This is a genomic window from Enterococcus sp. DIV0086 (genome assembly GCF_050498705.1).
GTDB classification, from domain to species: Bacteria; Bacillota; Bacilli; order Lactobacillales; family Enterococcaceae; genus Enterococcus; species Enterococcus faecalis.
On the sequence record NZ_JBNIDN010000001.1, the window covers coordinates 740,079 to 764,067 of the forward strand.

26 protein-coding genes are annotated in these 23,989 nt (G+C 35.5%); 11 read left to right on the plus strand and 15 right to left on the minus strand.

The features are described from left to right. Positions 1–12 precede the first annotated feature (12 nt). The 3 genes from larB to larD are packed head-to-tail and all read left to right on the plus strand — an operon-like array spanning position 13 to position 2,752. Positions 13–756 carry a nickel pincer cofactor biosynthesis protein LarB gene (gene larB, locus IGI63_RS03500; protein WP_002362000.1) on the plus strand — a complete coding sequence of 248 codons (744 nt, stop codon included), beginning with the start codon at positions 13–15 and terminating at the stop codon, positions 754–756. Continuing rightward, positions 753–2,027, plus strand: coding sequence for a nickel pincer cofactor biosynthesis protein LarC (gene larC / locus IGI63_RS03505; protein ID WP_429975328.1), 1,275 nt, complete (start codon positions 753–755; stop codon positions 2,025–2,027). The genes larB and larC overlap by 4 nt, the downstream gene beginning before the upstream one ends. 14 nt (positions 2,028–2,041) lie before the next feature. After that, positions 2,042–2,752: a D/L-lactic acid transporter LarD gene (larD, locus tag IGI63_RS03510; RefSeq protein ID WP_002357197.1), complete on the plus strand. Its 711-nt coding sequence runs from the start codon at positions 2,042–2,044 to the stop codon at positions 2,750–2,752. A gap of 203 nt (positions 2,753–2,955) precedes the next feature. Here the strand turns inward: larD and IGI63_RS03515 are convergent, their stop codons facing one another. The 4 genes from IGI63_RS03515 to IGI63_RS03530 are packed head-to-tail and all read right to left on the minus strand — an operon-like array spanning position 2,956 to position 5,628. Continuing rightward, positions 2,956–3,825, minus strand: coding sequence for a PTS system mannose/fructose/sorbose family transporter subunit IID (locus IGI63_RS03515; protein ID WP_002394543.1), 870 nt, complete (start codon positions 3,823–3,825; stop codon positions 2,956–2,958). Continuing rightward, the gene (locus IGI63_RS03520) at positions 3,800–4,651 is read right to left on the minus strand and encodes a PTS mannose/fructose/sorbose/N-acetylgalactosamine transporter subunit IIC (RefSeq protein ID WP_002357194.1); all 852 of its coding nucleotides are present in this window, start codon (positions 4,649–4,651) and stop codon (positions 3,800–3,802) included. The genes IGI63_RS03515 and IGI63_RS03520 overlap by 26 nt, the downstream gene beginning before the upstream one ends. A 33-nt stretch (positions 4,652–4,684) precedes the next feature. Beyond that, a complete protein-coding gene (locus tag IGI63_RS03525; RefSeq protein WP_002357192.1) occupies positions 4,685–5,182 on the minus strand; it encodes a PTS system mannose/fructose/N-acetylgalactosamine-transporter subunit IIB in 498 nt (165 codons plus the stop codon). A 14-nt stretch (positions 5,183–5,196) separates the two neighbouring features. After that, positions 5,197–5,628, minus strand: a complete 432-nt coding sequence (locus IGI63_RS03530; RefSeq protein ID WP_429975329.1) for a PTS sugar transporter subunit IIA — start codon at positions 5,626–5,628, stop codon at positions 5,197–5,199. Between the two features lie 579 nt (positions 5,629–6,207). Between IGI63_RS03530 and IGI63_RS03535 the strand changes: the two genes are divergently transcribed. Beyond that, positions 6,208–6,495 (plus strand): hypothetical protein, encoded by a 288-nt coding sequence (locus IGI63_RS03535; RefSeq protein WP_002357190.1) that lies wholly within the window; start codon positions 6,208–6,210, stop codon positions 6,493–6,495. Between the two features lie 245 nt (positions 6,496–6,740). Here IGI63_RS03535 and lacB read toward each other — a convergent pair whose 3' ends face one another. Then, positions 6,741–7,256 (minus strand): galactose-6-phosphate isomerase subunit LacB, encoded by a 516-nt coding sequence (gene lacB / locus IGI63_RS03540; protein ID WP_002410563.1) that lies wholly within the window; start codon positions 7,254–7,256, stop codon positions 6,741–6,743. A 25-nt stretch (positions 7,257–7,281) separates the two neighbouring features. Next, entirely contained in the window at positions 7,282–7,710 is a 429-nt protein-coding gene (gene lacA / locus IGI63_RS03545) for a galactose-6-phosphate isomerase subunit LacA (RefSeq protein ID WP_002357188.1), read from the minus strand. Positions 7,711–7,932: 222 nt separating this feature from the next. Between lacA and IGI63_RS03550 the strand changes: the two genes are divergently transcribed. The 3 genes from IGI63_RS03550 (at position 7,933) to IGI63_RS03560 (ending at position 10,229) form a co-directional block, all read left to right on the plus strand. Beyond that, positions 7,933–8,427 (plus strand): PTS sugar transporter subunit IIA, encoded by a 495-nt coding sequence (locus IGI63_RS03550; RefSeq protein WP_002397416.1) that lies wholly within the window; start codon positions 7,933–7,935, stop codon positions 8,425–8,427. Between the two features lies 1 nt (position 8,428). Next, complete coding sequence (locus IGI63_RS03555; RefSeq protein ID WP_002357185.1) at positions 8,429–8,731, plus strand: PTS fructose transporter subunit IIB; 303 nt, start codon at positions 8,429–8,431, stop codon at positions 8,729–8,731. 94 nt (positions 8,732–8,825) lie between these two features. Further along, entirely contained in the window at positions 8,826–10,229 is a 1,404-nt protein-coding gene (locus tag IGI63_RS03560; protein ID WP_002357183.1) for a PTS galactitol transporter subunit IIC, read from the plus strand. 40 nt (positions 10,230–10,269) lie between these two features. Here the strand turns inward: IGI63_RS03560 and IGI63_RS03565 are convergent, their stop codons facing one another. From IGI63_RS03565 to yqeK, 3 genes are all read right to left on the minus strand, one after another. Continuing rightward, positions 10,270–11,022 carry a DeoR/GlpR family DNA-binding transcription regulator gene (locus IGI63_RS03565; RefSeq protein ID WP_429975330.1) on the minus strand — a complete coding sequence of 251 codons (753 nt, stop codon included), beginning with the start codon at positions 11,020–11,022 and terminating at the stop codon, positions 10,270–10,272. A gap of 335 nt (positions 11,023–11,357) precedes the next feature. Beyond that, positions 11,358–12,359 carry a DUF4767 domain-containing protein gene (locus IGI63_RS03570; RefSeq protein ID WP_429975331.1) on the minus strand — a complete coding sequence of 334 codons (1,002 nt, stop codon included), beginning with the start codon at positions 12,357–12,359 and terminating at the stop codon, positions 11,358–11,360. Positions 12,360–12,449: 90 nt separating this feature from the next. Next, positions 12,450–13,028: a bis(5'-nucleosyl)-tetraphosphatase (symmetrical) YqeK gene (gene yqeK / locus IGI63_RS03575; RefSeq protein WP_010777729.1), complete on the minus strand. Its 579-nt coding sequence runs from the start codon at positions 13,026–13,028 to the stop codon at positions 12,450–12,452. Between the two features lie 230 nt (positions 13,029–13,258). Between yqeK and IGI63_RS03580 the strand changes: the two genes are divergently transcribed. After that, complete coding sequence (locus IGI63_RS03580) at positions 13,259–14,164, plus strand: polysaccharide deacetylase family protein (protein WP_425136452.1); 906 nt, start codon at positions 13,259–13,261, stop codon at positions 14,162–14,164. 173 nt (positions 14,165–14,337) lie between these two features. Here the strand turns inward: IGI63_RS03580 and IGI63_RS03585 are convergent, their stop codons facing one another. From IGI63_RS03585 to IGI63_RS03605, 5 genes are all read right to left on the minus strand, one after another. Then, a complete protein-coding gene (locus tag IGI63_RS03585) occupies positions 14,338–14,754 on the minus strand; it encodes a hypothetical protein (RefSeq protein WP_010821690.1) in 417 nt (138 codons plus the stop codon). Between the two features lie 1,011 nt (positions 14,755–15,765). Next, positions 15,766–16,113 (minus strand): 50S ribosomal protein L19, encoded by a 348-nt coding sequence (gene rplS / locus IGI63_RS03590; RefSeq protein WP_002357176.1) that lies wholly within the window; start codon positions 16,111–16,113, stop codon positions 15,766–15,768. 143 nt (positions 16,114–16,256) lie between these two features. Continuing rightward, entirely contained in the window at positions 16,257–16,997 is a 741-nt protein-coding gene (gene trmD, locus IGI63_RS03595) for a tRNA (guanosine(37)-N1)-methyltransferase TrmD (protein WP_002381776.1), read from the minus strand. Next, on the minus strand, positions 16,987–17,511 hold the full coding sequence (gene rimM, locus IGI63_RS03600; protein ID WP_002360070.1) for a ribosome maturation factor RimM: 525 nt from the start codon (positions 17,509–17,511) through the stop codon (positions 16,987–16,989). Before rimM ends, trmD begins: the two co-directional genes overlap by 11 nt. A gap of 107 nt (positions 17,512–17,618) precedes the next feature. Next, positions 17,619–18,980, minus strand: coding sequence for an Nramp family divalent metal transporter (locus tag IGI63_RS03605; protein WP_002360069.1), 1,362 nt, complete (start codon positions 18,978–18,980; stop codon positions 17,619–17,621). Positions 18,981–19,176: 196 nt separating this feature from the next. On the opposite strand from IGI63_RS03605, the gene IGI63_RS03610 reads away from it, so the two are divergent. The 3 genes from IGI63_RS03610 (at position 19,177) to IGI63_RS03620 (ending at position 22,284) form a co-directional block, all read left to right on the plus strand. Beyond that, complete coding sequence (locus IGI63_RS03610) at positions 19,177–19,551, plus strand: VOC family protein (RefSeq protein ID WP_002381774.1); 375 nt, start codon at positions 19,177–19,179, stop codon at positions 19,549–19,551. Positions 19,552–19,772: 221 nt separating this feature from the next. After that, complete coding sequence (locus tag IGI63_RS03615; protein WP_002383106.1) at positions 19,773–20,381, plus strand: TVP38/TMEM64 family protein; 609 nt, start codon at positions 19,773–19,775, stop codon at positions 20,379–20,381. Positions 20,382–20,481: 100 nt separating this feature from the next. Continuing rightward, on the plus strand, positions 20,482–22,284 hold the full coding sequence (locus tag IGI63_RS03620; protein WP_429975332.1) for a glycerophosphoryl diester phosphodiesterase membrane domain-containing protein: 1,803 nt from the start codon (positions 20,482–20,484) through the stop codon (positions 22,282–22,284). Between the two features lie 298 nt (positions 22,285–22,582). Here IGI63_RS03620 and IGI63_RS03625 read toward each other — a convergent pair whose 3' ends face one another. Then, the gene (locus tag IGI63_RS03625; RefSeq protein ID WP_033598982.1) at positions 22,583–23,803 is read right to left on the minus strand and encodes an IS110 family transposase; all 1,221 of its coding nucleotides are present in this window, start codon (positions 23,801–23,803) and stop codon (positions 22,583–22,585) included. Positions 23,804–23,989: the final 186 nt, after the last annotated feature.

The following is a 23,989-nucleotide window of genomic DNA, read 5'->3' on the forward strand; positions in this document are numbered from 1 at the left end:
GAGCGTTGTATTATGCAACCGAAAGAAATTTTAGGAGCTTTTAAAGAGGGAAAATTATCTTTAGAAGAAGCAACAAACAAATTAAATGGCTTTTGCGAATTAGACTTTGCAAAAATTGATACGCAGCGTAAAGAAAGAACTGGTTATCCAGAAGTCGTTTATGGGGAAGGGAAAACAATTGAGCAACTCATCAAAATTATCAATAGCTTAAGAAAAGAAAACAATACAATTTTAGTTACTCGCGTTTCACAACAAAAAGCCCAGCCTTTAGAGTCGAACTTTCCTCATGGAACCTACTATGAACTTGCACGTTGTTTCGTTATCAACCAAATGGAGACTACAACAAAAAACTATATTGCGATAGTTACTGCTGGAACGTCAGACATGTCCGTTGCTGAAGAAGCAGCAATCACTGCAGAAACTTTCGGGAATCAAATAAAACGTATCTATGATGTAGGCGTTTCTGGCATTCATCGTTTGTTCGCTCACCTAGATGAGATTCAACAGGCTTCGGCGGTTATTGTGATTGCAGGCATGGAAGGCGCACTGGTGTCCGTGCTAGGCGGACTAGTTAGCGTGCCAGTGATTGCCGTCCCTACTAGCATAGGCTACGGCAGCAATTTCCAAGGACTGACTGCTCTTTTAGGAATGCTAAATAGTTGTTCCTCTGGCGTTAGTGTAGTCAACATAGATAACGGGTTTGGTGCCGCTTATAATGCAAGTATGATTAATCAAATAAAGGAGTCTTCACTATGAAAAGCTTATTTTTAGAACCATTTTCTGGTCTTAGTGGTGATATGTTAAATGGATTGTTGCTTGACTTAGGCGGGGATTTAAACAAACTGTTAATCGAATTAAAAAAACTTCCCATCGATGGGTTCACCATTCAAGCCCAACGAATTGCTAAAAGTTGTATTTACGGAACAGATTTCGATGTTCTCCTACAACATGGAAAAAAGGATTACGGTATAAAACACAGTCTCTCTCCTGACCACGAAAATGAACATCATGAAACGAAAGAACATGCACATCATCATAATCATTCTAGAAATTTAAAAGATATTTATACATTAATTGAAAAAAGCGACTTGTCCAATTTTGTAAAAAAACATAGTAAAAATGTTTTCTATGACATTGCAAAAGCTGAAGCTGCTGTTCATCAACAAACAATTGACACTATTCATTTTCATGAAGTCGGAGCAATTGATTCAATTGTTGACATCGTTGGCTTTTTTATCTTATGGGAACAGTTAGAGATTGAACAAGTCTATTCAACGCCAATTACAGATGGAAGTGGCACTATCACAATTGCCCATGGAGTCATGCCAATACCAGTTCCTGCGGTGATGGAATTACGTAAAGAAACAAATTTAATCATTCAACAAGACTTTGAGATAAAAACTGAACTTGTCACACCGACTGGCTTAGCTATTTTTAAAGAACTTAGTCCTCTATTTGTCGCACCAGAACAACGATTAATTGAAAAAATAGGTTACGGATTTGGCAAACGGGAAACAGGCAAGTTCAATGCCCTCAGAGGATCAATCTTTACTGAAACACATAGTAAAAAAAAGAGTACAGAACACCATGACCAAGTTTTAAAAATTGAAACAAATATAGACAATCAAACACCTGAACAGTTAGGTTACGTAATGGATCTATTATTGGAGCATGGTGCTCTAGATGTTTTTTTCACGCCCATTCATATGAAAAAAAACCGAAGTGCCATTCTATTAACGGTTTTAACAACAACAGAGGAAAAAGAATATTTTACAGAACTACTCTTTAAACATACTTCTACAATTGGTATGCGTTTTCAAGCAATGGAACGTAGTGTGATGGACCGTTCTTTCAAAATCTTGGAAACACCTTTTGGTAAGGTCCATATTAAAAAAAATCATTATCATGGCCTATTGAACGAGTCTATTGAATACCAAGATTGTGAACGAATTGCTAAACAATATAATTTTACAATTGAGGAAGTCTATCGCCTCGTCCAAACATTAAATAACAAAACTATTGATTAAAGGAGCTTTATCTTATGTTTCATCATATCTTATCAGAATTTATGGGAACTGCATTAATGATCGTATTTGGGGTAGGTGTTCACTGCGACGATGTCCTAAAACGAACAAAATACGCTGGTTCTGGTCACATGTTTGCAATCACTACTTGGGCTTTTGGAATCTCTGTTGTTCTGTTCGTCTTTGGCGGAGTCTGTATTAATCCAGCAATGGCCCTCGCTCAAGCTATTTTAGGAATGATTCCATGGTCTTACTTCATTCCCTATGTCATCGCTGAAATGTTAGGCGGCATTTGTGGCGCCGTCATTGTTTATATTATGTATGCTGATCATTTCAAGCTATCCGCCGATAGTGTCGATCCGATCGCCATTCGTAATATTTTTTCTACAAATCCGAACCAACGAAATTTACCAAGAAACTATTTTGTTGAAACTTTTGCAACATTCATTTTTTTAACATCTATTTTAGCGATTGCACATTCCTACGAAACACAACTACCCATTGCTGTTGGCTTGCTTGTTTGGGCAATCGGCATGGGGCTAGGTGGTACTACAGGATTCGCAATGAATCAAGCACGTGATTTAGGTCCTCGTATCGCCTATCAACTTTTACCAATCAAAAATAAAACCAATAATGATTGGCAATATGGGTTGATTGTTCCCGGAACTGCACCGTTTTTAGGAGCCATTTTTGCGACACTTTTCGTAAAATTTTTCCTAAAATTCTAATAAACCAACTAAATTTCTAAAACAAAAAAATATATAAAATAGAAGCTAGTCTCTAAATTTCTTCTATTTTATATATTTTTATTTTAATCACAAGATTCTTTCTGTGTCTTAGAGAGTAAGAATTTAATTTATTAGCTTTTTCGTCATCGATTTTCTACAAAAGCCAGTTTGCTCTAACAGTTAGAGTCCTTTTTGGTGATTGTTCAGTAAGTTAATCCTGGATTGAAAACACCTAATAAAACGCCAACGAGAGAAATAACAACTAAAATAAGCATCGTCCAAATAGCGGAAACATGTTTTTTGGACATTAACCACCAACAAAACAAGGTAACAAGTATCGTTAATAATCCTGGATAAATACTGTCAATTTTATCTTGCAGTTTAAGGAAAACTTTTCCGTCAGCACCTATTAATTTAAGAGAAGTAGTTACATTTACCCAAGATGCAAGGACCCCACCAACAACCATACTACCGATAACTCCGATAGCAACTCTAACGGCGGCTCCTTCTTTCCCAACTAAGAAACTTACTGCTTTATCGCCAAAATGATAGCCTCTAAAATACAAAAAGCGTTGGCCAAAATAGGAAATTAACGTCCAAACAATAATATAAAATATGGCACCAATTGGCGAACCGCCCGTGGACATTCCTAAGGAAATTCCTAACAAGATAGGAATCAAGGTACCATCAACTAATGAATCGCCAATCCCTGCAATTGGTCCCATTAATCCTGCCCTCATATCATTAATGGTTTCTCCATCAATTTCATTCTTACTTGCTCTAGCCTCTTCCATACTAGCAGTCACACCAACAATGACCGTTCCAAGCATTGGATTTGTGTTAAAAAAAGCTGTATATGCTTGAATGGCTTTCACTTGGTCTTCATGTTTTGGATAAAGTTTTTTGATAATAGGAAGCATTGAAGAAAGATAGCCGAAGGTTTGCATATGCTGTTGTGAAAAACAAGTTAACGCTCCCCAAAACCATAAATGAAAAGAATGCTTTAACGTTTTTTGATCTAATTTATTTGCTTTCAACTCTTCCATCTCATATGTCCTCCTCTTCATCATCATTCGTCAGACTTCCTGTTGAATCAACCAGTTTAGTATTGTTTTTAATCAAAGCAATTTTATAAAAAATTACAGCAAAAAGAAGCGCAATAATCGTTATTGAGACTAAATTGAGTTTTAATGAAGCAGCTAATGTGAACCCTACAAAAAAAGGTACAAAATCAATGTTCTTATTAACAATTTGACGTAACAAAATTGCAATTCCCACACACGGAAGCATGCCACCTACAGTAAAAAGCGTTTTCATTGCAAGACCATCCATAGGTAATGCATCTCTCATTGCTGTAACAGCCGTAGCCCCAAAATAGGTTAAAATCACGGTTGGCAAAAAGGAAAAAAGTAGATGAGAAATCCACGGCCAACCAAAATTAATGGCATATAAATGATCAAGCTTGCCTTTTTTTATATCTTTCCAACCAAACGATTGCCAAACTAAATTTAACGCGGCAACAGAATAAAATAATACCGTTCCGATCGTTCCAACTAATGTGCCGACCGATTTAGCCAGGTCGGCTGCAGAGCCGCCAAGTGGATCTAACCCTTTGGTCGAAATCGCCACCATCGCCAAAGGAATCCCGATATATGAAATTGCCCGCACGTCAGCAGACACTGTTCCTCCAGGTGTGACTAAAGCAATGTAAACTAATTGCATCGCTACGCCACAAGCGATTCCTAATTTTAAATCTCCTAAAATAATGCCACAAACTAATCCGCCGACTAAAGGACGCCCAATCGTATAATTTCCCACCGCTTGTCCAGCCATACAAGAATTTGAACACAGACAAGCAAATAGGCCTAAAATAGCCGCTTGTATCCAGTTGATTGTCATAATACTACTCTCCTCTTTTCAAAACTTCTAGAATCAGTAACCAAATTTAGCTTTAAAATGCGCCCAAGAACCAATTCGTTGATCAGGTAACAAGGCAAAATCCACTTTGTAACCAGCCTTTTCAATTTCTTCAAAAGCCGCTGCTTCTTCTGCTGTAAAGGATTGGTTATCCCCTAATTTAATTGTCCCTTCGCGATCATTCCCCGGTCCAACATTAATCATTTTTACTTCACTTGGAACAAAATGCCAATCCACCAAAATTTTTTTCATATCCAAAGGGCTCTTTGTAATCAAAAAGTATTTTGACTTAGACGCTAATACTTTATCCTTTACATCAAAAAAATGCGCCATTGTCCAAATAAAGGTTTTTTTATCTTGTGCAGCTGCTTTATATGCTTCCTTTAAAATGGGGTTACTTGCTGCTTTGTCATTCACAGCTATAATGCCATCACATGGCATTTCTTTAGTCCAACGTAAAGTAATTAAGCCATGAATCATTCGATCATCGATTCGAACAAAAGAAATTGACATGTTCATCTTCTCCTTTAGATATCCTCTTCAGTTACACCGTCCTCAGTTATAGTTAACTCTCTAATGCCATGACAAGCATCCGCTACTATCATTTTTTTCAAATCAGATAATTCACTAGTTTCTTTCAATAAAAGCGCATTTAAAGCCATTGGAAAATTCACTCCTCCAACAATCAGAGAATTTTCTAGCATTTTTTGCTTATCTAATACTTTACAAATAGTAGCAAGTGGACTCCCGCCTACAATATCAGCCAAAACGATTAGCCTCGTTTCCTGCGGTAATTTTTCAACTTCACAAAGAAACCGCTTACCAAAATTATCGGTAGATTCACCAGGTTGTAAGCCAAACACTCTGACTGTCTCTATCTCCTCGCCAGCAAACATCCCTAATGAATTTTTTAACCCTCTAGCAAAATCGCCATGACTGACCAGAACTAAATAAGTCATTTTCTCTCTCCTTTCTTAACATTTCCACTTCAAAATTTTTTAAATCACCTCTTTTTAAGAGTCCATAATACAGCTTTTATAAAATGAGAATACTTGCTTCGTTCGCCTCACACTCCTTTGATAGCATGAATGTTTAACAACAGTACCTTTCTAAAATTAAAGTCATTCACTAAAAAGTTCTAATGAATTTGGCTGTTGTAGCTTGATGACAAGGAACAATGACTTTCTTTATCCATAAAAACATTTAGTTGATTACGCTTAAAAAAATAAATAATATAGCAATTCCCAAAAAAGTTGCTTTTGAATAGTCCCTTTTCTAAATTTATTGATTCATTTTTTCAACTATTAGGTTAGCAAAGTCCCAACACACATTCCACCCACAATAGGTGTACATAGTTGTACATTATTCGGAGTTAATCAACTCATTTAAGCTATGGTAAAATAACTATATATCACTCCAATTTTCTAATTATATAGGTCATTCCAGGTCATGCTCTTTTGGATACAACAAAATGAACTTATATCGAATCTATGGTTTTATGCTCTTAATAAATTAAAAAGTAAAGTAGGGATATTTATATGTCAGCAAAAGAAAAAACGATGAAATATGGATTGGTAGGCCTCTTTTTGGGGATATTGTTATTAGCTCATCTAGATTTATTAGCTGAAAATCTTAGTTATCTTCTCTTAGGATTATTACTTTTACTTGTTGCATATCTAATCTTGGTAAAAAAATTTTATTTTTTCTCAAACTTGATTCCTAAAAATACTACTGATATACATCTAAGTAAAAAATATGGTACGGCTTCTGGCATCGGCAGTTTAGTTATCGGGATTATTTTAATAATTCTGGGACTATTTTTATAGAAAAATAATTACTAAAATAAAACAAGCAGTGAAACCATAAAAAGTACACGAGAAAAGAACTCGTGTACTTTTTATGGTTACCTGTATAGCCTTCAATTTGTTCCTTTGTTACTACTTTTTATTAATAATGCTCTTTACAGTGCTACGTTAAAACAGCAATAAAAATTAATGAAGGGGAATTTAACTCAAATACCAATGATTATTATTTAAGACCGCTTTCTTAAGTAACCCTCATTGATTACGTACTAATCATGATAGGCTCCTCGTTGCCATTTATCTAAAAATTCATCGAAAAAGTGCGCATCTTGTTGTTCTGGATGTTGTTTTTCAACTTGATTAATTTTTTCAATTAGTTGTTCGTTGTCTTCTGTTGGATGATAGTGTGCTTCAATAAAGGCAGCAGCGATATCACAGATCAAGAATTCTCCTGTTATTTTCCCACCGAAACCAATAACATTTGCGTTCAATTCCTCTTTCGCATACAACGCTGTAGTCATATCGCGAACTAAAGCAGAACGGATACCCGGCACTTTGTTAACCGCATTGTTAATTCCAACGCCTGTTCCGCAAATACATATACCCAAATCAGCCTGATTGCTCATTACGGCTTCTCCCACTTTTTTTCCGAAAATAGGATAGTGAGTTCGAGTAAAATCATACGTGCCTACATCTAAAATTTCATATCCCTTTGCTTTCAAAAAATCAGAAACTGCTATTTTGGTATCCGTCACAATATGATCACAACCAATGGCAATTTTCATAAAAACACTTCCTTTCTATTATTTGTTAAGCCATTTTATTTAACATATCTACACGTATTTGATGACGCCCGCCTGCATAATGACCTGTTAAGAATTCTTTTATTATGTTTTTGGCTAGTTCCGTTCCAACAATTTTTGCGCCCACCGTGATCATCCGAGCATTGTTGTGTTCTCGCGCCATATATGCAGAACGCTCATCTGACAACTCAGCGACAATCATTCCTTTAATTTTAGCAGCAGTCATAAAACTACCTGCCCCATAACCATCAAAAACGATTCCTAAACTTTCAGTATCCTTTAAAACTTCATGAGCAACAGCAAGCGTTGCTTCTATAAAGTCTTCCGAAGCACTTTCACTTTTATCGATTACCTCAACTTTTTCTTGCAATAAGTATTGTTTCATTTCTGCTTTTAATTTTATTCCATCTAAATCTGAACCAAGTATGACACGCATTTTGTTTTCCTCCTTACCTCGTGTATCTACTATTAAAATTCTGTCCCTTTCTTTAAACTCAAATCCCCTTCTCGAAAACATAATAAAACAATATCGAACTTTATTCAACATTTATTTTCTTTTTTGTTTATTATTGTTTAATATTGTGTTGACATCTTTTTGAAAGCGTTTTATATTATACTTGTAAATAAATAATAATATATTAAAGAAACGAGGGGTTCTATGGTTATTAAAACATCGATTTTTTCATTAGATACTACCTATATTTCAAACAAAAAAACACAAGAAGAAGTTTTTGAAGAAGTTTATTTAGACTTGTTAAAAAAGAAATTAGTTACACCTGATTTTCTAACTAATTTATTGGAACGAGAACACAACTATCCGACTGGTTTAAGTTTAACACCGATTGATCCTGCACTACCGAATATCGCCATTCCGCATACCGAAAGTACCTTTGTACGGACGACAAGAATTATCCCGATTAAATTGAAACAATCCTTATCATTTCATAACATGATTATCCCAGATGAAACGCTCTCTGTTTCCTTTCTTTTCATGATTTTAAATGAAAACGGTATTGAACAAACGGGTCTTTTAGCGACTATCATGGATTTTATTAACACGACAGACCGTTCATCACTATTGGCTTTTTTTCAATATGAAGATAAAGAAGAAGTTTATCGTTTTTTACAAAAAAATTTTAAAGGAGAGATTTAACATGATCAAAATTTTAGCTGCATGTGGGGCTGGGGTAAACTCTAGCCATCAAATCAAATCTGCATTAGAAACAGAATTATCTAAAAGAGGCTACCAAGTTTCTTGCGATGCCGTAATGATTAAAGATATTAATCAAGAGATGCTATCCCACTATGATATTTTCGCCCAAATCGCCAAAACAGATTTGGGTTTCCCAATCACGATTCCTGTAGTTGATGCAGGCGCAATTCTTTATCGAATTCCAGCAATGGCTGAACCTGTTTATCAACAAATGGAAAGTATCATTCACTCTTTAAACAAATGATTTCCTTTTCAGACTAATTACTTACGCTTCACTGTCAACAATAACAAAACTAAGATAAAAATTTTGTTATCTTAGCTTATGAAGGAGAAAATAAATGAATACGATTATTGACCTAGCAAATACAATTTTTAAACCTTTAATTGATTTAGGTGCTGCTCCTTTAATGACTATTGTTTTAACACTGATTGCCCTTTGTTTTAAGGTAAAACCCACTCGCGCATTAGAAGGTGGTCTTAAACTAGGAATCGCTTTAACTGGTATCAGTGCTATTATAGGAATTTTAACTACTGCTTTCTCAGATGCAATGGCCTCTTTCGTAGAACGTACAGGAATTTCTTTAAATATTACCGATGTTGGTTGGGCACCTTTGGCCACCATCACTTGGGGATCTCCTTACACCCTTTACTTTCTTTTAATTATGGTGATTGTCAATGTCATTATGTTAATTCTAAATAAAACAAACACATTAGATGTGGATATTTTCGACATTTGGCATCTATCGATTGTTGGTTTATTTGCTATTTTTTGTGGCGCAAACTTAATAATTGCAACAATCTTAGTTATTTTCATAGGTGTTTTAAAAATTATCAATTCTGACTTAATGAAACCAACGTTTAACGATTTACTTAACGCCCCAGATACCAATCCTATGACTACCACACATATGAACTATATGATGAACCCAATCATTATGGTTTTTGATAAAATTTTTGATAAGCTTTTTCCTTGGTTAGACAAATACGATTTTGACGCTGCCAAATTGAATAGTAAAATTGGCTTTTGGGGATCAAAATTTGCCATCGGGATTTACTTAGGGATTTTTGTGGGTCTTTTAGCTGGCCAAACACCCACGCAAATTTTTTCTCTATCCTTTACGGCTGCAGTCTGTTTGGAACTATTCTCTTTAATTGGAACTTGGTTTATCGCTGCAGTTGAGCCTTTATCACAAGGTATCACTGATTTTGCTTCGAATAAATTAAAAGGGCGTACACTTAATATTGGTTTAGATTGGCCTTTCTTAGCTGGTCGTGCTGAAATCTGGGCAGCAGCTAACGTATTGGCTCCAATTATGCTATTAGAAGCCATTGTCCTACCTGGCAATAAACTTTTACCACTTGGCGGAATTATTGCAATGGGTGTAACCCCTGCTCTACTAGTAGTTACAAGAGGTAAACTCATCCGAATGATTATAATTGGAGCAATCGAATTACCTTTGTTCTTATGGTCTGGTACCCTAATTGCACCGTTCGTTACCGAAACCGCAAAAAAAGTTGGCGCTTTCCCAGCGGGTCTAAATAATAATACTTTAATTTCACATACTACCATGGAAGGACCAATGGAAAAATTCTTAGGATACTTAGTCGGCAATGCATCACAAGGTCAACTCGAATTTATTTTATACGCATGTCTGGCGCTAGTCGCCTATCTACTGATTTTCATTTGGTATGCAAAACAAATGAAGAAGCGAAATATTATTTATGCTCAAAAAGCTCAATAAGGGGAACTAAAAAGAAGAGGTGCATCTGCACCTCTTCTTTTTAGTAGATCACCCTGACAACTTTTTCCAATACTTTAGATATGTCAAATTTATCTTTATTTGTAACTACCGCTGTCACTTCTTCTAATTGATAAAAAGAATAAAAATCCTGTTTCTCTACTTTAGAAGTATCCATTAATAAATATTTTTCTATTGAGTTATCTAATGCAATTGCTTGTGTTTGTCCTTCTTCAATAGTCGCTGTCATAATTTTATTATCTTTTAACGCATTACAACTAAAAAATGCTTTATGAAAATGCATTTCTTCTAATGCTTTATTAGCTATTTCACCAAAAAAAGATTTAGTTAAAAGTCGCATTTCTCCACCAACCAAATAAATGGTCAACGCATTCTTTTTTTTACTTAACGTTTCAAACACAGGCAAACAGTTTGTTACTACTCTTAAATGTTTAAATTCCATTGCCTCGGCCAAAAGTTCAATAGTTGTTCCTGGTCCTAGGAAGATAGTTTCTTCTTCGTGAATTAAACTTAATGCTTTTTGGACAATTTCTTTTTTTTCAACACTATTAATAATTTGTTTATCAGCATGAGACAATTCATGTGGACGATATGTATTTAAACTGCTAGCTCCTCCATGTACTCGTTTTAAACGCCCCGCTGCTTCTAATTCTGTCAAATCTCTACGAACAGTCATATCCGAAACATTTAATCGTTCCATAATTTCAGTAACTTTGATTGCCCCTTTTTGATCTACTAGAGAGACTATCGCATTTAATCTTTCTTCTTTTAGCATTTTCATCGCTCCATTGTTAGTATATCTTTTATTCTACGATAAAATACTTACTATGAATACTAAAACATTTCTCCATTTATTTTAACATGAACGACGATTCGTAAAAAAATGACAATTTAGCCTATCTTTATATAAACAGATATCACTTCAACGATTGATTCAGATCTATTTGAGCCTAGTCAAATAGAGATCTAGCATAAAAACTTCCCAGAAAAACATCCCCTACTCTGAGCACCTCTATCCAAAAAAATAGCACATAGGCAAAGACAGGTTACTTATAAAAAGGTAAGCAACCCGCCTTTGCCTATGTTTAAGTAAACGATGTATTTCCCCTATTACTGATTCAAAGTCCTTAAAACTTTATAATCACTGTTTTGCACGAGTAAAACGCTACTTGGGTTATCGGGATAAGAAGCATTGCCATCAAACGATACAACAACAGTATTCGTACCAACTTTCGTGAATTGTGTATATGAGCCCCCAGCACCGCCCACGTTGGCAAAATGTAATGTCAAAGTGTCGCCTTTTGTTTCTACCTCGCGCCAATTTGCCCGCTGATAGTTATGCCAGTCAATTTGAGTTGAAATTTCGTTTGCCGTGTTTTTATACATTCCTTCATAAAAATCAATCGCTTCCTCTTTTGAAGACCACGGATTGACTGAAATATTTGGGATTTGTTCTTTAGTAATTGACGGGGCACCTACAATTTTTTCAAACCCAGCCCTCAACTCTGCATTATCTGTTGCTCCAAAATACAGATAGCCATAAGGATCTCCTTGATTTTGCATCGTCACTAAAACTAAGGGCTGATTGTTAACGATGGTGAATAAATACAAATGCTTTTGCATTTCTGGTTGCGTTTCTGCATCAGAGTAAACAGCAACTAACGCATATCCATCCTTCACTTGTCCATTTTCAGACCATTCTAAATAAATGGGATGCTGACCAATCGCTGGTTGCATAGTAACATTTCCTACTAGACCATCAGGCGCTTGGACGCCATTAAAATTGATTGAATTTCCTGGTGTATATTCTTTATACGTTTGGTTCATCCGTTGCCCCCAATCAGCCATAAATTGTTGTAGTTGTGCCTTTTTTTGCGCAGACCACAACTGATTTTCAGCTTTACTAGAAGCAGAAGAATTACTTTGAGTCGTACTAGATTTTGACTCCGTGCTCATTTGACTCGCTTGGCTACTGTTAACGGTAGCAGGTGCTTTCATTTCTGATGTTGCTGTCGGCTTGCTTGATTTGCTTGCAGTGCTATCACCACTTTTGTTGGAAGAACATCCTGATAAAATACTCAATAAAAGACCTATCAAGATTATTTTTTTCATTGGGAATCCCTTCTTTCTGACAAGAATACTGTACAACTTTTCCCCTTTTCTCACCAGCAAAACTCGACTAAAAACGGCTATATTTATTTGTTATTTAATTGTCAAATTAAGTTGATTGTAAGCATCCCATAACCAAGGATGCACAACTTTAATATCGTGTTTCAAAATATAATCGATATAGAAATATGCGGCATTTTCTAAAGAACAATTTAAAGCTTGTAATAAACCATCTAAGTATGGTGGCTTCCCTTCTTGATCCCACTTTATTTTATCAGCGACAAACAAAACTAAATCTATGTCCGAATAGTTTTTCTTCAATGTTGTATGGCATTCAATAGCTGATAAAATTTCATTGTCTTCAATACCAAAATCCATTTTCGCAATAGACTTAGAAATTTTTTGATGAATTATCATTGGAAAGGCCATTTCTGCTTCGTTTAATTCAATCCCATATTTTTGTGCGACACTAATTCTCTGATTATTTGGATAAATCGCAGAGATATCGTGTAAATATCCTGCAATACTTACTTTTTCTGGACTAGTTAAATATTTTTCACCAAGTTGATAGGCATACTCTCCAACTTCCATACAATGATAATACGTCTTCTCACAGTTTTTACTCACTAAATATTGTTTAATTTCATTTTTCAACACCTGTTGATGATCCATTTCCACAGCCCTTTCTCATTTCTCATTACGATTACTCTTCTAGATAAATAAAGTATACTCCTTTCATCCTCTAGCAACCTTTTATTTTTTATTAAATAAACAACTAACTAAATTGAAAAAATTGAAACTTTTTGGTCCTCAAATTCGTCTATAACTAATAGGACGTTCAATTTTGTATAACGTGGAGGTGTATTTTTTAACTTTTTCATTAACCAAAGAGGAGTGAAAGTATGCGACATAAGAAAAGAAAATTCAAAATAAACGGGTATGTATTATTTAGTGCGTTAATCCTTATTGTTCTTGTTTTCATTCAAACGTTCCTATTAACTCAACCCAAGATAACAAGTAAAAATGATGATACTACGCAGACATCGACTAAAAATTCAACTGCAAAAAAAGATTCCCCAACCAAGTTAGAAAAGGAATCAACACACATGACTATTTCATCAAAAAAATATGCTTACTCAGCAGACAAAATCAGAAAATATATAACTGGAGAAGAACCTTACAAAGGTGAAAAATTAGTATTCTTAACCTTTGATGATGGCGTTAATAATCAAATAACCCCACAAGTCCTAGATGCATTAAAAAAGTATAACGTCCACGCAACTTTTTTTCTTGTAGGAAATACCCTAACTTCCGAAAATCAAAAGATAGTGAAACGCGAAGTTGCAGAAGGACATTCAATAGGCTTTCATAGTTCAACTCATGATTATGCAACGTTATATCCAAACGGGATTGTCAACACTGAAGAAATACAAGTGGAAATAGCAACCATGGAGAACTCTCTAAAAAAAATACTGGGCGAAACATTTCAAACAACTCTCTGGCGATACCCAGGAGGTCATATGTCATGGGGAGGTACAGAAAAATCTGATGAATTATTCAAACAACTTGGCATCCATTGGATTGACTGGAATGCGATGGTTGGAGATGCGGAACCGTTAGACAGACAGCCTACTACAGTCGCAGAAATGCTCGCTTTCCATCAACATTCACTTGAGGTTTATCCGGATTATAATATTAGAGTAGTCTTAATGCATGATTCAGTAGATAAGGAATTAACAAAACAAGCATTGCCACAATTAATAGAGTTTTATCAAGCAAATGGTTATCAATTTGGTGTCTTATATTAGAGCAACTCGGAGCACTAAAGGAAGTATTTCTGGTCTTAGTCAATGTTGATTTTTTGTTTAATTACACAAAAACGTCTCTATACTTTCTGATGTTGGTAAAAAAACTAACATCAGAAAGTATAGAGACGAAAAAAATAAAAATTTTTAGCCTTCTTTTTTATGACTTAACTATCCTATTTACCACCAAAATCACCATACACATTACCTTCTGCATCAGATATACGTTTACCTTCATCAACTTTTTTAAACTCTATTTTTTTCGTTTTTTTGTCCAATTGACCTGTAATTTCATAGCTCTCTTTATTTTCTTGTATTTTAATATTTTTATATACCTTTTTTTCTGTTCTACTTGTTTTTTTTGTGTCTTCATTATTGGGATTAACTAAATATTCTTTTTCAAGCGTCATGCTTTTATCCTTGTTGAAAAAAATTGAACCTTTCGTTAGGTCTTCTTCCTTTTCAATAATCGTGGTGAGTATTAAAGGAAACGAACTGGCATTCAAAAGATTGCCGTTTTCTTTTTTGTTATTACTACAACCTACCAAAAACATGAAAAAAATAATACAACTAAAATACCCGATTTTTTTCATGATTACTCCCTCCTATTACATAAAGTTAGAATAGCTATTGTTCATTAATATCGACAATTCTTTGCGCCGGGCTTGAACCATTGGTAACGTAGCCTCCATAAGTACAGATATATCCTCTTATGTTTGGATCTTCTCCGTAGTCTTGCCAACGTTGAAGTTTTAGATTTCCTCTAAATTGACCATCATCATACCAATAGTAATTAGGTATACTTGCACCTTTTCTTATTGTAATGGTTTGGTAAATAAACTTAGTCGTTGTATTACTTAAAGAATAATTTGTATCAGAAATGAATTATCTCTTGGATCATAAGGTGGCACTTTTTCAAACTCAGGAAGTTTTCTCTGTATTTGTACTTCAGGAGTATTCGCAAAGTAATCTACTATCTTGACAGTTATTAAAAGAATCACTACCCTCAAAACTATAGCAAACATAAAAATTATTCTATTCTAATTCTTCCATAATTATCATGTCCTTTTACAATTAATATACTTATTTTATCGTATATATTTTAAAAGGAAAAGAACACTATTTAAATAGCAAACGATTCTTAATTAAGTTTACTACTATTTTCTTGTATTCTTATAGCACCAACAGTCCTGCTATTTATTGGTTACTTGCTAAAATACTTATCTGTGTTCTTTGTATTTATTTCTTTTTGATTGAATATAAAAAACAAAAATCCTGTAACGATGACCTTAAATAATTAATTTGCCAATACTATCACCCCATTCTGCTTCTTCTCCAATTTCAACTGATATTGACAAACTAACGTAGTTTTTGTTTCTTGATCCAAGCACTTAACTGAAATTTCGGTTTTCAGTACTCCCTCTTTTTATCTTTCTAAATTTCCTCACACCTTCAATTTTCAAAAGATTTCTGAATCATTGTCCAAAAACCTAATTTTCACACTTATGTGACTTCAAAAAAAGTCAAAGTGATTTTCCACTTAATTACACACAAAAACACCCTCTTGCTGAGCAAGAGGGTGTTCGTTTGTCGAATAGTAAAGATTAACGACGGATTTCTTTGATACGAGCTGCTTTTCCGTGTAATGCGCGTAAGTAGTAAAGTTTTGCACGACGTACTTTACCGTAGCGAACCACTTCAATTTGAGCAACACGTGGTGTGTGTAATGGGAATGTACGTTCCACACCAACACCATTTGAAACTTTACGTACTGTGTAAGTTTCGCTGATTCCAGCACCACGGCGTTTAATTACAACACCTTCGAATAACTGGATACGTTCACGAGTACCTTCGACTACTTTCGCATGAACGCGAACAGTGTCACCAGGGCGGAACGCAGGAATATCCGTACGTAATTGTTCTTGTGTTAATTCTTGAATTAATGGATTCATTTTATCCTTCTCCTTATTCCCAAATATTCTTATGGTCACTTCTGCCACAGCGGAATATTGTAATAGTTAGAGCGCATTGCACTCACCAAATTAGTTTACCACAGACAAAATAAGCTGTAAAGAGAATTTTCTTGAAAGTTCCCTTATTTTTGTTCTTCTTGTTTAATTTCTTCTAATAACTTCAACATTTCAGGCGTCATTTCTACTGATTCCAACATGTCAGGTCGACGCAAAAAGGTCCGTCGTAATGATTCTTTTAGTTGCCATTCTGCAATTAATTTATGGTTACCATTCGTTAGCACGGCAGGGACTTCCATATCGTTGAAAATAGCAGGTCTGGTATATTGTGGGTGCTCTAATAGGCCAGTGGAATGTGAATCCGTTTGTGCAGAAAGATTGTTACCTAAGACATCAGGTAATAAACGGACTGTCGCATCAATCATGACCATTGCGCCTAATTCGCCCCCTGTTAAAACGTAATCCCCCAATGAAACTTCATCTGTAACCATCGTGCGAATTCGCTCATCATAGCCTTCATAATGTCCACAAATAAAAACTAAATGTTCTTCTTGTGAAAATTCCTCGGCCATTTTTTGATTAAACGGTTTTCCTGCTGGATCTAATAAGATGACCCGTTTTGGTTGCTGGTTTGTCTCTTCTTCAATTGCCTTTAGGTTATCATAGATCGGTTGTACTTTTAAAAGCATCCCTGCGCCACCGCCATACGGATAATCATCGACCGTTTGGTGTTTGTTATCTGAAAAATCGCGAAAATTAGAGACATTCAATTCTAATAACTGCTTTTCCCGAGCTTTCCCAATAATTGATTCCCCCATTGGTCCTTCAAACATTCTAGGAAAAAGAGTTAATACATCAATTCTCATCGTCAATCAATCCTTCTGGAATGTCCACATCAATCCGTTGATTTTCGACATCGACTTTTGTAACAACGCCTTCAATATACGGTAAAAGTAAATCTTTTTTCTTTGGTCGTTGGACGACCCACACATCATTCGCACCAGGAGATAAAATTTCTTTAATTTTTCCCAGTTCACTACCAGTTTCATCATAAACAGTGGCACCAATGATTTGGTGATAATAAAATTCGTCCTCTGCCAATTCAGCGAGATTGTCTTTTGCAACTTTTAAAATACCGTCACGATATTTTTCAACATCATTGATATTTGGATGTCCTTCAAAGCTTAAAATGTCAAAATTCTTATGCTTGCGGTGGGACTTCACGACCAATTCAATTGGTGCTTTTTTCTCTTGAAATAGCAGTAACGTTGCCCCTTTTTGATAACGTTCTTCTGGAAAATCCGTTTTCGAAATGACCCGAACTTCTCCTTTGATTCCTTGTGTGTTCACAATTTTTCCTACATTTAAATAATCTGTCACGTGAAAGCCTCTCTTCCTTGTATTTCATCTTTCCTATTCTACCATTTCTTACGCGCAAATTCTATGAAAAAACAAAGGCCAACTTTTCCAGTTAGCCTTTGTTTTTATTAATTCGTTAAACCAGTTAATGTGCCATAAATTAAAAATAAATTCAATAACGTCAAGGCAATAGCAATAATCCAAGCTAAAAATTTCACCCACGCTGGATTCGCAAATTGGCCCATTAATTTTTTATCACTTGTATACATCGTTAAAGGAATAATCGACACTGGCAAAGCAATACTTAGGAAAACTTGCGTATAAAGTAACAAGTCTTCAACAGCCGTTTCGCTACCGCCATAAATAATGACACAGATAATGACTGGCACAATTGCTAACAAACGAGTTAACACTCGTCGTGCCCACAACGGCATTTTTAAATGGATAAAGCCTTCCATTACAATTTGTCCTGACAGCGTACCTGTAATCGTTGAATTTTGACCCGAAGCCAGTAAAGCAATTGCAAAAAGAATACTTAACACTGGGCTAGCAATATTACCAACAATATCTGGATTTTTCAGAGCATCAAATAAATCAACAAATTTACCTAATTCACTGTTGGTTCCATAAAATAATGCTCCCCCTAGGATTAGCAGCAAACAATTTACGACGAAAGCGACAGTTAATTGAATATTTGAATCCCAAGTAGTGAAACGAATTGCTTTGGCTTTCTCAGCATCATCGTTACGATCAAATTTCCGAGCTTGCGCAATGGAAGAATGCAAATATAAGTTATGAGGCATGACTGTCGCTCCAACGATTCCCAAGGCTAAAAATAACATGGATTTATCTGTCGCTATTTTTGTGTCTGGAATAAAACCTCGTAATACTTCACCAACATTTGGATCTGCTAATGCCACTTCATAAGCAAAAACAAAAAAGATGACTGCAATTAAACAAGAAACAATTGCTTCGATTTTGCGAAAGCCTAACTTTGTCAGTAGCAAAAGTAATAAAACATCAAACGTTGTTATCAACACACCAATTAATAATGGAAAACCAAATAATAATTGCAAAGCAACGGCACCACCAATTACCTCAGCGATATCTGTTGCCATTATGGCTAACTCCGTCACCACCCACAAGGCAACGCCCGTTCGTTTACTTGTATGCTCTCTAGTCGCTTGGGCTAAATCCATTCCTGTCACGATTCCTAAGCGCGCAGCCATACTTTGTAGTAACATGGCAACTAAACTAGAAAGCAAAATCACACTAAGTAACGTGTACTTATATTCCGCTCCGCCAGCAATTGACGTAATCCAATTTCCTGGATCCATATAACCAACAGCCACTAAAGCGCCAGGTCCGCTATAGGCTAACAAAGTTCGCCAAAAGCTTGCGTTTTTAGGTACCTCGACGGTATTATTTATCTCTTCTAAACTAGGTCCATTTGCATAATTAAGCATTTTTTCCGTTTTCTTTTCTTTCATCCAACATCCCTCAATCTATCTTGTTCAAACACTTCACTTTTAGGTACACCTAAAACTAGTTAACATAATTATAGTCTTCTTATTCTTCGTTGTAAACTGTTACATTTTAATTTTTTAAGCACTTTCGCTATAAATCGTTTGGTTTTTACCAAAAAATCCCTTACACTTATTTTATCATAGATCGGAGGTTATGAGGATGAAGTTAGATATGGTCGGTATTATCGTCAACGATATGACACAAGCACTCTCTTTTTACCAAACGCTAGGTTTTAACGTGCTGGGAGAAGCTTCGCCCGATTACACAGAATTACAAAACAATGGCGTCAGGATTTCTTTAAATTCACTACAAATGATTACTGGTGTCTATGGGTTTGCGCCTAGTCAGCAAGGCGATAAAATCGAACTTGCTTTTCTTTGTGAAACGGCCGCAGAAGTTGATAACACCGTGAAAAAAATGAGCCAAGCTGGTTACATTGTTTTTAAAGAACCTTGGAATGCACCTTGGGGCCAACGATACGCAATCATTAAAGACGTGGATGCAAATTTAATTTCACTCTTTGCCCCTCTATAATATTACTAAAAGATGCGCCACTTTCGTTTCTTTTACTCTCTTTCGAAAGATCAGTGCAGAATGGGTCTTAAGTAGGATGTCTTTTCTGTCTCTTTTTTTGTATAATAAACTTATCAAATGATGCGTATCTTACAACTTTGTTCGTTTGCAGAAAGAACAAACGATGTTTTTTATTGATGAAAAGTTATATACTAAAAGTACGATGAGTATAACTAAAGGAGATGAGAAATGTGAGTGTTACCCTATCTAGAAAAATTGTTAATATTATTTCCATTTTGGGCATTGTTGCAACCATAATTGCAACCATCTATTTTATCCGATTAGGTGTCTTCAAGGACATCAATGCACTAAGAGGACTAGTAGGGCAATCTGTCATTCTCGGTCCGATTATTTTCATGTTAATTCAGATTATTCAAGTGGTTATTCCGATTATTCCTGGTGGTGTTAGCTGTGCTGCAGGGGTCTTGATTTTCGGGCCAACAATGGGCTTCGTCTATAATTACGTTGGTATTGCACTTGGCTCTATTATCATTTTCTTATTAGGTCGTAATTATGGGAAACCATTCATTATGAGCCTTGTCAGTGATAAAACATATAACAAGTATATCGGTTGGTTAGACAATGAAAAACGTTTTGAACGATTGTTTGCTTTAGCAATTTTCTTCCCGATTGCACCGGATGATGCGCTTTGTTTAATGGCCGGTTTAACAAAAATGTCTGTGAAAAAATTTACTCTGATTATTCTATTAGCAAAACCTGCTTCTATCTATTTATATAGTCTTGCGTTAATTTATGGCGGTACATTTTTAACTAGCTTACTGGGAATGTAAAATAAATAAAAAAGCGAACGGACTAAATCAAAACTCTGCCTGTGTCAGTTTGATTTAGTCCTTTTATTATGGAATTTTGGTAGAAACTGGGGGACTTTTGATGTTTAGTTATTTTAAAAATAGTATTGTGAATACGCTAGATTTTCTTAAAGGGACAACGGCGTATTTTCGCGATGTGCTCTTGATGCACGGATTTATGTTATTCGTTCTATTGCCTTTATTGACAAGTTTGTCCAAATTGGTACTCAAAGAAGGTGGGATTGATTATATTTCCTACGATAACTTAGGGGCAATTGCTACGCAACATCCCTATGTCCTTTTGACTTTTCTACTAATTGGGCTGTTAATTTTACTGGCGCTCTTTTTTGAATTTACCTTTTTATTGCTTAGTGTCTATTTTATTAAGAAAAAGCAACCAATTACTCTAACGCAATTATTGCACGGCACCTTGCTTCAGATCAAAAAAGTTCGAGGAATTACCTTTCTGTTTTTCCTGGCATATTTCTTTTTGATTTTACCATTAAGTGGGTTAACCTTCCGCTCTTATTTATTAACAAGAGTTAAGATTCCAGCCTTTATCTTAGATTTTATTTTTGCAAATCGCGTCATTATTATTATTGGTTTCGTACTGTTAGAGCTGATTATCTTATATTTAGCGATTCGACTTGCTTTTGCCCTCCCAGAGTTGATTTTACGTGATGTTGGTTTTCGTGAGTCTTTAAAACGTAGTTGGCAAATTACAAAGCGGCGCTTTTTCCAGATTTTAGGGCAATTTATTATCATTGGAGGAACTGTTTTAGGGATTTTTACGGCTGGCTATTTCTTGATATTTTTAGATCAAACCGCAGTCGAAACGTTTAAACCTGAGTGGTCTTTACCTAGCGCTGTCATCGCTATGACACTCCTTCAGGTTATGATGCTCTTAAACTTGGTGTTGTCTAGTGTTGCTATTTTTTACATTATTGTTGATGATATGGAAGATGAAGGGATTTTGCCTGACACGCCAGAATGGTTCACCCCGAAATCAGAGGTTCGGGTAGAATGGACCACCTTCAGAGTCGTTCTTTTTTGTTTGATTGCAATCATCTTCGGAATTGGTGTAGGCACCTATAATACGAATTACTTAAGTCATACACCTGACCGAAAACCGGTTACCATCTCCCATCGTGGTGTTAATGGTAACAATGGCGTTCAAAACACCTTAGACTCTTTAATCGAGACCAATAAGGCAAAACCTGATTATGTTGAAATGGATATTCAAGAAACCAAAGACCATCAATTTATTGTCATGCACGATTTTAATTTACGGGCGTTAACGGGTGTTAATAAACGACCAAATCAATTAACACTTAAAGAATTAACGAACATGAATGTCACAGAAAATGGTCAAACTGCTAAAATGGTTTCTTTCGATGATTATTTAGCCAAAGCCAATCAATTAAAACAACGTTTATTAATTGAAATCAAAACCACGCCTCAAGATAGCCCTGATTTAGTACAGCGCTTTGTCAAACAATACCGTGAAAATATTTTAGAAAACGGCCATATCCTTCATACCTTAACCTATGATACGGCGATGGCCTTAAAGAAAGAAGAACCACGCTTTTATGTAGGCTACGTTATTCCTTTCAACATTGTGGGACCGCCTAAAATGCCAGTTGACTTTTTTACTATGGAATACAGTACAATGAATCGTAACTTTGTAAATGCCGCTCATCATGATGGGAAAAAGGTTTATGCTTGGACAGCAAATGATGAAGATGTTATGACACGAATGATTTTTTATGGCGTCGATGGCATCATTACCGATCAGCTCAGTCTACTGAACGAAACAATGAAAACCGATTTAGAAAACCCAACATACTCCGATAAACTGTTGAATTTCGCTATTGGAATGGGTTAAAAAAAGAGCGTGGGACAAAAATCACTTTGGATTTTTGCTCCACGCTCAAAAACTGATAAACGGCGGGAACAGAAGCAACTCCTTCGGAAATAAGCCGGAATTATCCAAAAATTAAAGAACAATTTTCGGAAATTCCTTCTTATTTCTCGGAGTTAAACGCTTCTGTCCCGACCTCTTTCCTACGTTTAGTCAAGTACTTTTTTCTATATATTTATCAGGAAAAAAGTATACGAAATAAACCTAATAAATGAGAAAATTTTTTATTAGGTATGCTATAATTTTGGTAAGGATATATTCCTTATTGGTCGTTAGAGGCCGTGTATGAGTAATCATACGTACTTGAATGTCGTACCATTGAGTGGAGACATTTCAAGAGCTTGTTGATGCAAGCGACTAGCGCAACCTTATGCTTTTTGGGCGAAGGTTGCGTTTTTAATTTGTAATAATAATCGACAATGTGATTGGGTGCAGCTGCTTGCTGCCGAATCATGTTCATCATAATAAAATACAAATTCTTTCGTGCCTTTGGATTCCCATGTTTATTCATATGTTCTTGGGCAATATATTTTCCAGATTGATACCTTCTGGTATCGACACCGACAAAAGCGTTCAATTGTTTGTGAGAAGAAAACCGGCGAATGTCTCCTAATTCACCAATAATGAGTCCTGCAGAAAGTTCACCAATTCCTGGAATGCTTTGATACAAATCAAATTCTTCTGTTTGTTTGGCTGCTTCAATTAACTGTGCAGCTAATTGTTCTTTCGTTGTCAGTAATTGTTTCAATTGTTGGGCATAGTACACCACTTTTTGAACAGAAATACTTTGTCCAGATTCTGCTGGATAGGAATTTTGTGCCAAGTAAAGTAAGGTTTGTGCTTTTGCCAAGGCTTTTTGATCGGAGATTTTTTTATCGGTATTTTTCTTCAAAAGATTTTTTACTTTTGTTTGACTCAATCCTACTAAATAAGCTGGATGCGGAAATAGCTCGACAAGATTTAAAGCGAGTTTTGATAAGCGGTTGGTAAAAATGGTTTCTAGTTCTGGGAAAGTTAGTTGTAAAGCGGTATGGAGGTGCATTCTCATGTGTTTAATGTCACTTTCAATTTGTTGATAAAAGCGAGCTAAGTCCCGTGTTTGTTCATAAATTTCTGACGATTGTTGTTTTTGTTTTCGTAAAAATTGACTGTGTGTTTGAGCCAGACGATGGGCATCCCGTTTATCTGTTTTGACTGAACGTAAGTCACTATTCAGTTGTCTTTTGGCTTCTAAAGGGTTTAATAAACAATAGGCGAAATGATTCTTTTGGCAAAACGTTTCAATGACTCTTGAATAAACTCCCGTTGCTTCAAAAACGATTTGTGGTCGTTCTGGAAGAGCATAAATTTCTTGAAGAAGCTGGCAAAAATACGGTTTATCATGAAGAATTTCTTGTTCAAAAAGACAAGTAGTTTCATGATAAATAACGGCGTAACTTTTTCCCATTGAGACATCTAAAGCAAGTACATACATGATTTTCATCTCCTAAAAAGTGTTGAAAGGTTCTTCACTGCTTCATTTCGTTCCTAATTTCCTACACACGGGCTCGAAGCCCCAACATACTTAAACCAGATTTTAAAATGACAGTGAAGGAGACCATTTTTTGTTTGGGACTCGAAGTCCAAGAGATCATGGTCGGTCTTCCTTTCACTTACGACTATACGCTTA

Excerpts from the sequence above, each read along its gene's own strand:
- larB (WP_002362000.1), top strand. The coding sequence starts at position 13 with ATGCAACCGAAAGAAATTTTAGGAGCTTTTAAAGAGGGAAAATTATCT.
- larC (WP_429975328.1), top strand. The coding sequence starts at position 753 with ATGAAAAGCTTATTTTTAGAACCATTTTCTGGTCTTAGTGGTGATATG.
- larD (WP_002357197.1), top strand. The coding sequence starts at position 2,042 with ATGTTTCATCATATCTTATCAGAATTTATGGGAACTGCATTAATGATC.
- IGI63_RS03515 (WP_002394543.1), bottom strand. The coding sequence starts at position 3,825 with ATGATGATGAAGAGGAGGACATATGAGATGGAAGAGTTGAAAGCAAAT.
- IGI63_RS03520 (WP_002357194.1), bottom strand. The coding sequence starts at position 4,651 with ATGACAATCAACTGGATACAAGCGGCTATTTTAGGCCTATTTGCTTGT.
- IGI63_RS03525 (WP_002357192.1), bottom strand. The coding sequence starts at position 5,182 with ATGTCAATTTCTTTTGTTCGAATCGATGATCGAATGATTCATGGCTTA.
- IGI63_RS03530 (WP_429975329.1), bottom strand. The coding sequence starts at position 5,628 with ATGACTTATTTAGTTCTGGTCAGTCATGGCGATTTTGCTAGAGGGTTA.
- IGI63_RS03535 (WP_002357190.1), top strand. The coding sequence starts at position 6,208 with ATGTCAGCAAAAGAAAAAACGATGAAATATGGATTGGTAGGCCTCTTT.
- lacB (WP_002410563.1), bottom strand. The coding sequence starts at position 7,256 with ATGAAAATTGCCATTGGTTGTGATCATATTGTGACGGATACCAAAATA.
- lacA (WP_002357188.1), bottom strand. The coding sequence starts at position 7,710 with ATGCGTGTCATACTTGGTTCAGATTTAGATGGAATAAAATTAAAAGCA.
- IGI63_RS03550 (WP_002397416.1), top strand. The coding sequence starts at position 7,933 with ATGGTTATTAAAACATCGATTTTTTCATTAGATACTACCTATATTTCA.
- IGI63_RS03555 (WP_002357185.1), top strand. The coding sequence starts at position 8,429 with ATGATCAAAATTTTAGCTGCATGTGGGGCTGGGGTAAACTCTAGCCAT.
- IGI63_RS03560 (WP_002357183.1), top strand. The coding sequence starts at position 8,826 with ATGAATACGATTATTGACCTAGCAAATACAATTTTTAAACCTTTAATT.
- IGI63_RS03565 (WP_429975330.1), bottom strand. The coding sequence starts at position 11,022 with ATGCTAAAAGAAGAAAGATTAAATGCGATAGTCTCTCTAGTAGATCAA.
- IGI63_RS03570 (WP_429975331.1), bottom strand. The coding sequence starts at position 12,359 with ATGAAAAAAATAATCTTGATAGGTCTTTTATTGAGTATTTTATCAGGA.
- yqeK (WP_010777729.1), bottom strand. The coding sequence starts at position 13,028 with ATGGATCATCAACAGGTGTTGAAAAATGAAATTAAACAATATTTAGTG.
- IGI63_RS03580 (WP_425136452.1), top strand. The coding sequence starts at position 13,259 with ATGCGACATAAGAAAAGAAAATTCAAAATAAACGGGTATGTATTATTT.
- IGI63_RS03585 (WP_010821690.1), bottom strand. The coding sequence starts at position 14,754 with ATGAAAAAAATCGGGTATTTTAGTTGTATTATTTTTTTCATGTTTTTG.
- rplS (WP_002357176.1), bottom strand. The coding sequence starts at position 16,113 with ATGAATCCATTAATTCAAGAATTAACACAAGAACAATTACGTACGGAT.
- trmD (WP_002381776.1), bottom strand. The coding sequence starts at position 16,997 with ATGAGAATTGATGTATTAACTCTTTTTCCTAGAATGTTTGAAGGACCA.
- IGI63_RS03605 (WP_002360069.1), bottom strand. The coding sequence starts at position 18,980 with ATGAAAGAAAAGAAAACGGAAAAAATGCTTAATTATGCAAATGGACCT.
- IGI63_RS03610 (WP_002381774.1), top strand. The coding sequence starts at position 19,177 with ATGAAGTTAGATATGGTCGGTATTATCGTCAACGATATGACACAAGCA.
- IGI63_RS03615 (WP_002383106.1), top strand. The coding sequence starts at position 19,773 with ATGAGAAATGTGAGTGTTACCCTATCTAGAAAAATTGTTAATATTATT.
- IGI63_RS03620 (WP_429975332.1), top strand. The coding sequence starts at position 20,482 with ATGTTTAGTTATTTTAAAAATAGTATTGTGAATACGCTAGATTTTCTT.
- IGI63_RS03625 (WP_033598982.1), bottom strand. The coding sequence starts at position 23,803 with ATGAAAATCATGTATGTACTTGCTTTAGATGTCTCAATGGGAAAAAGT.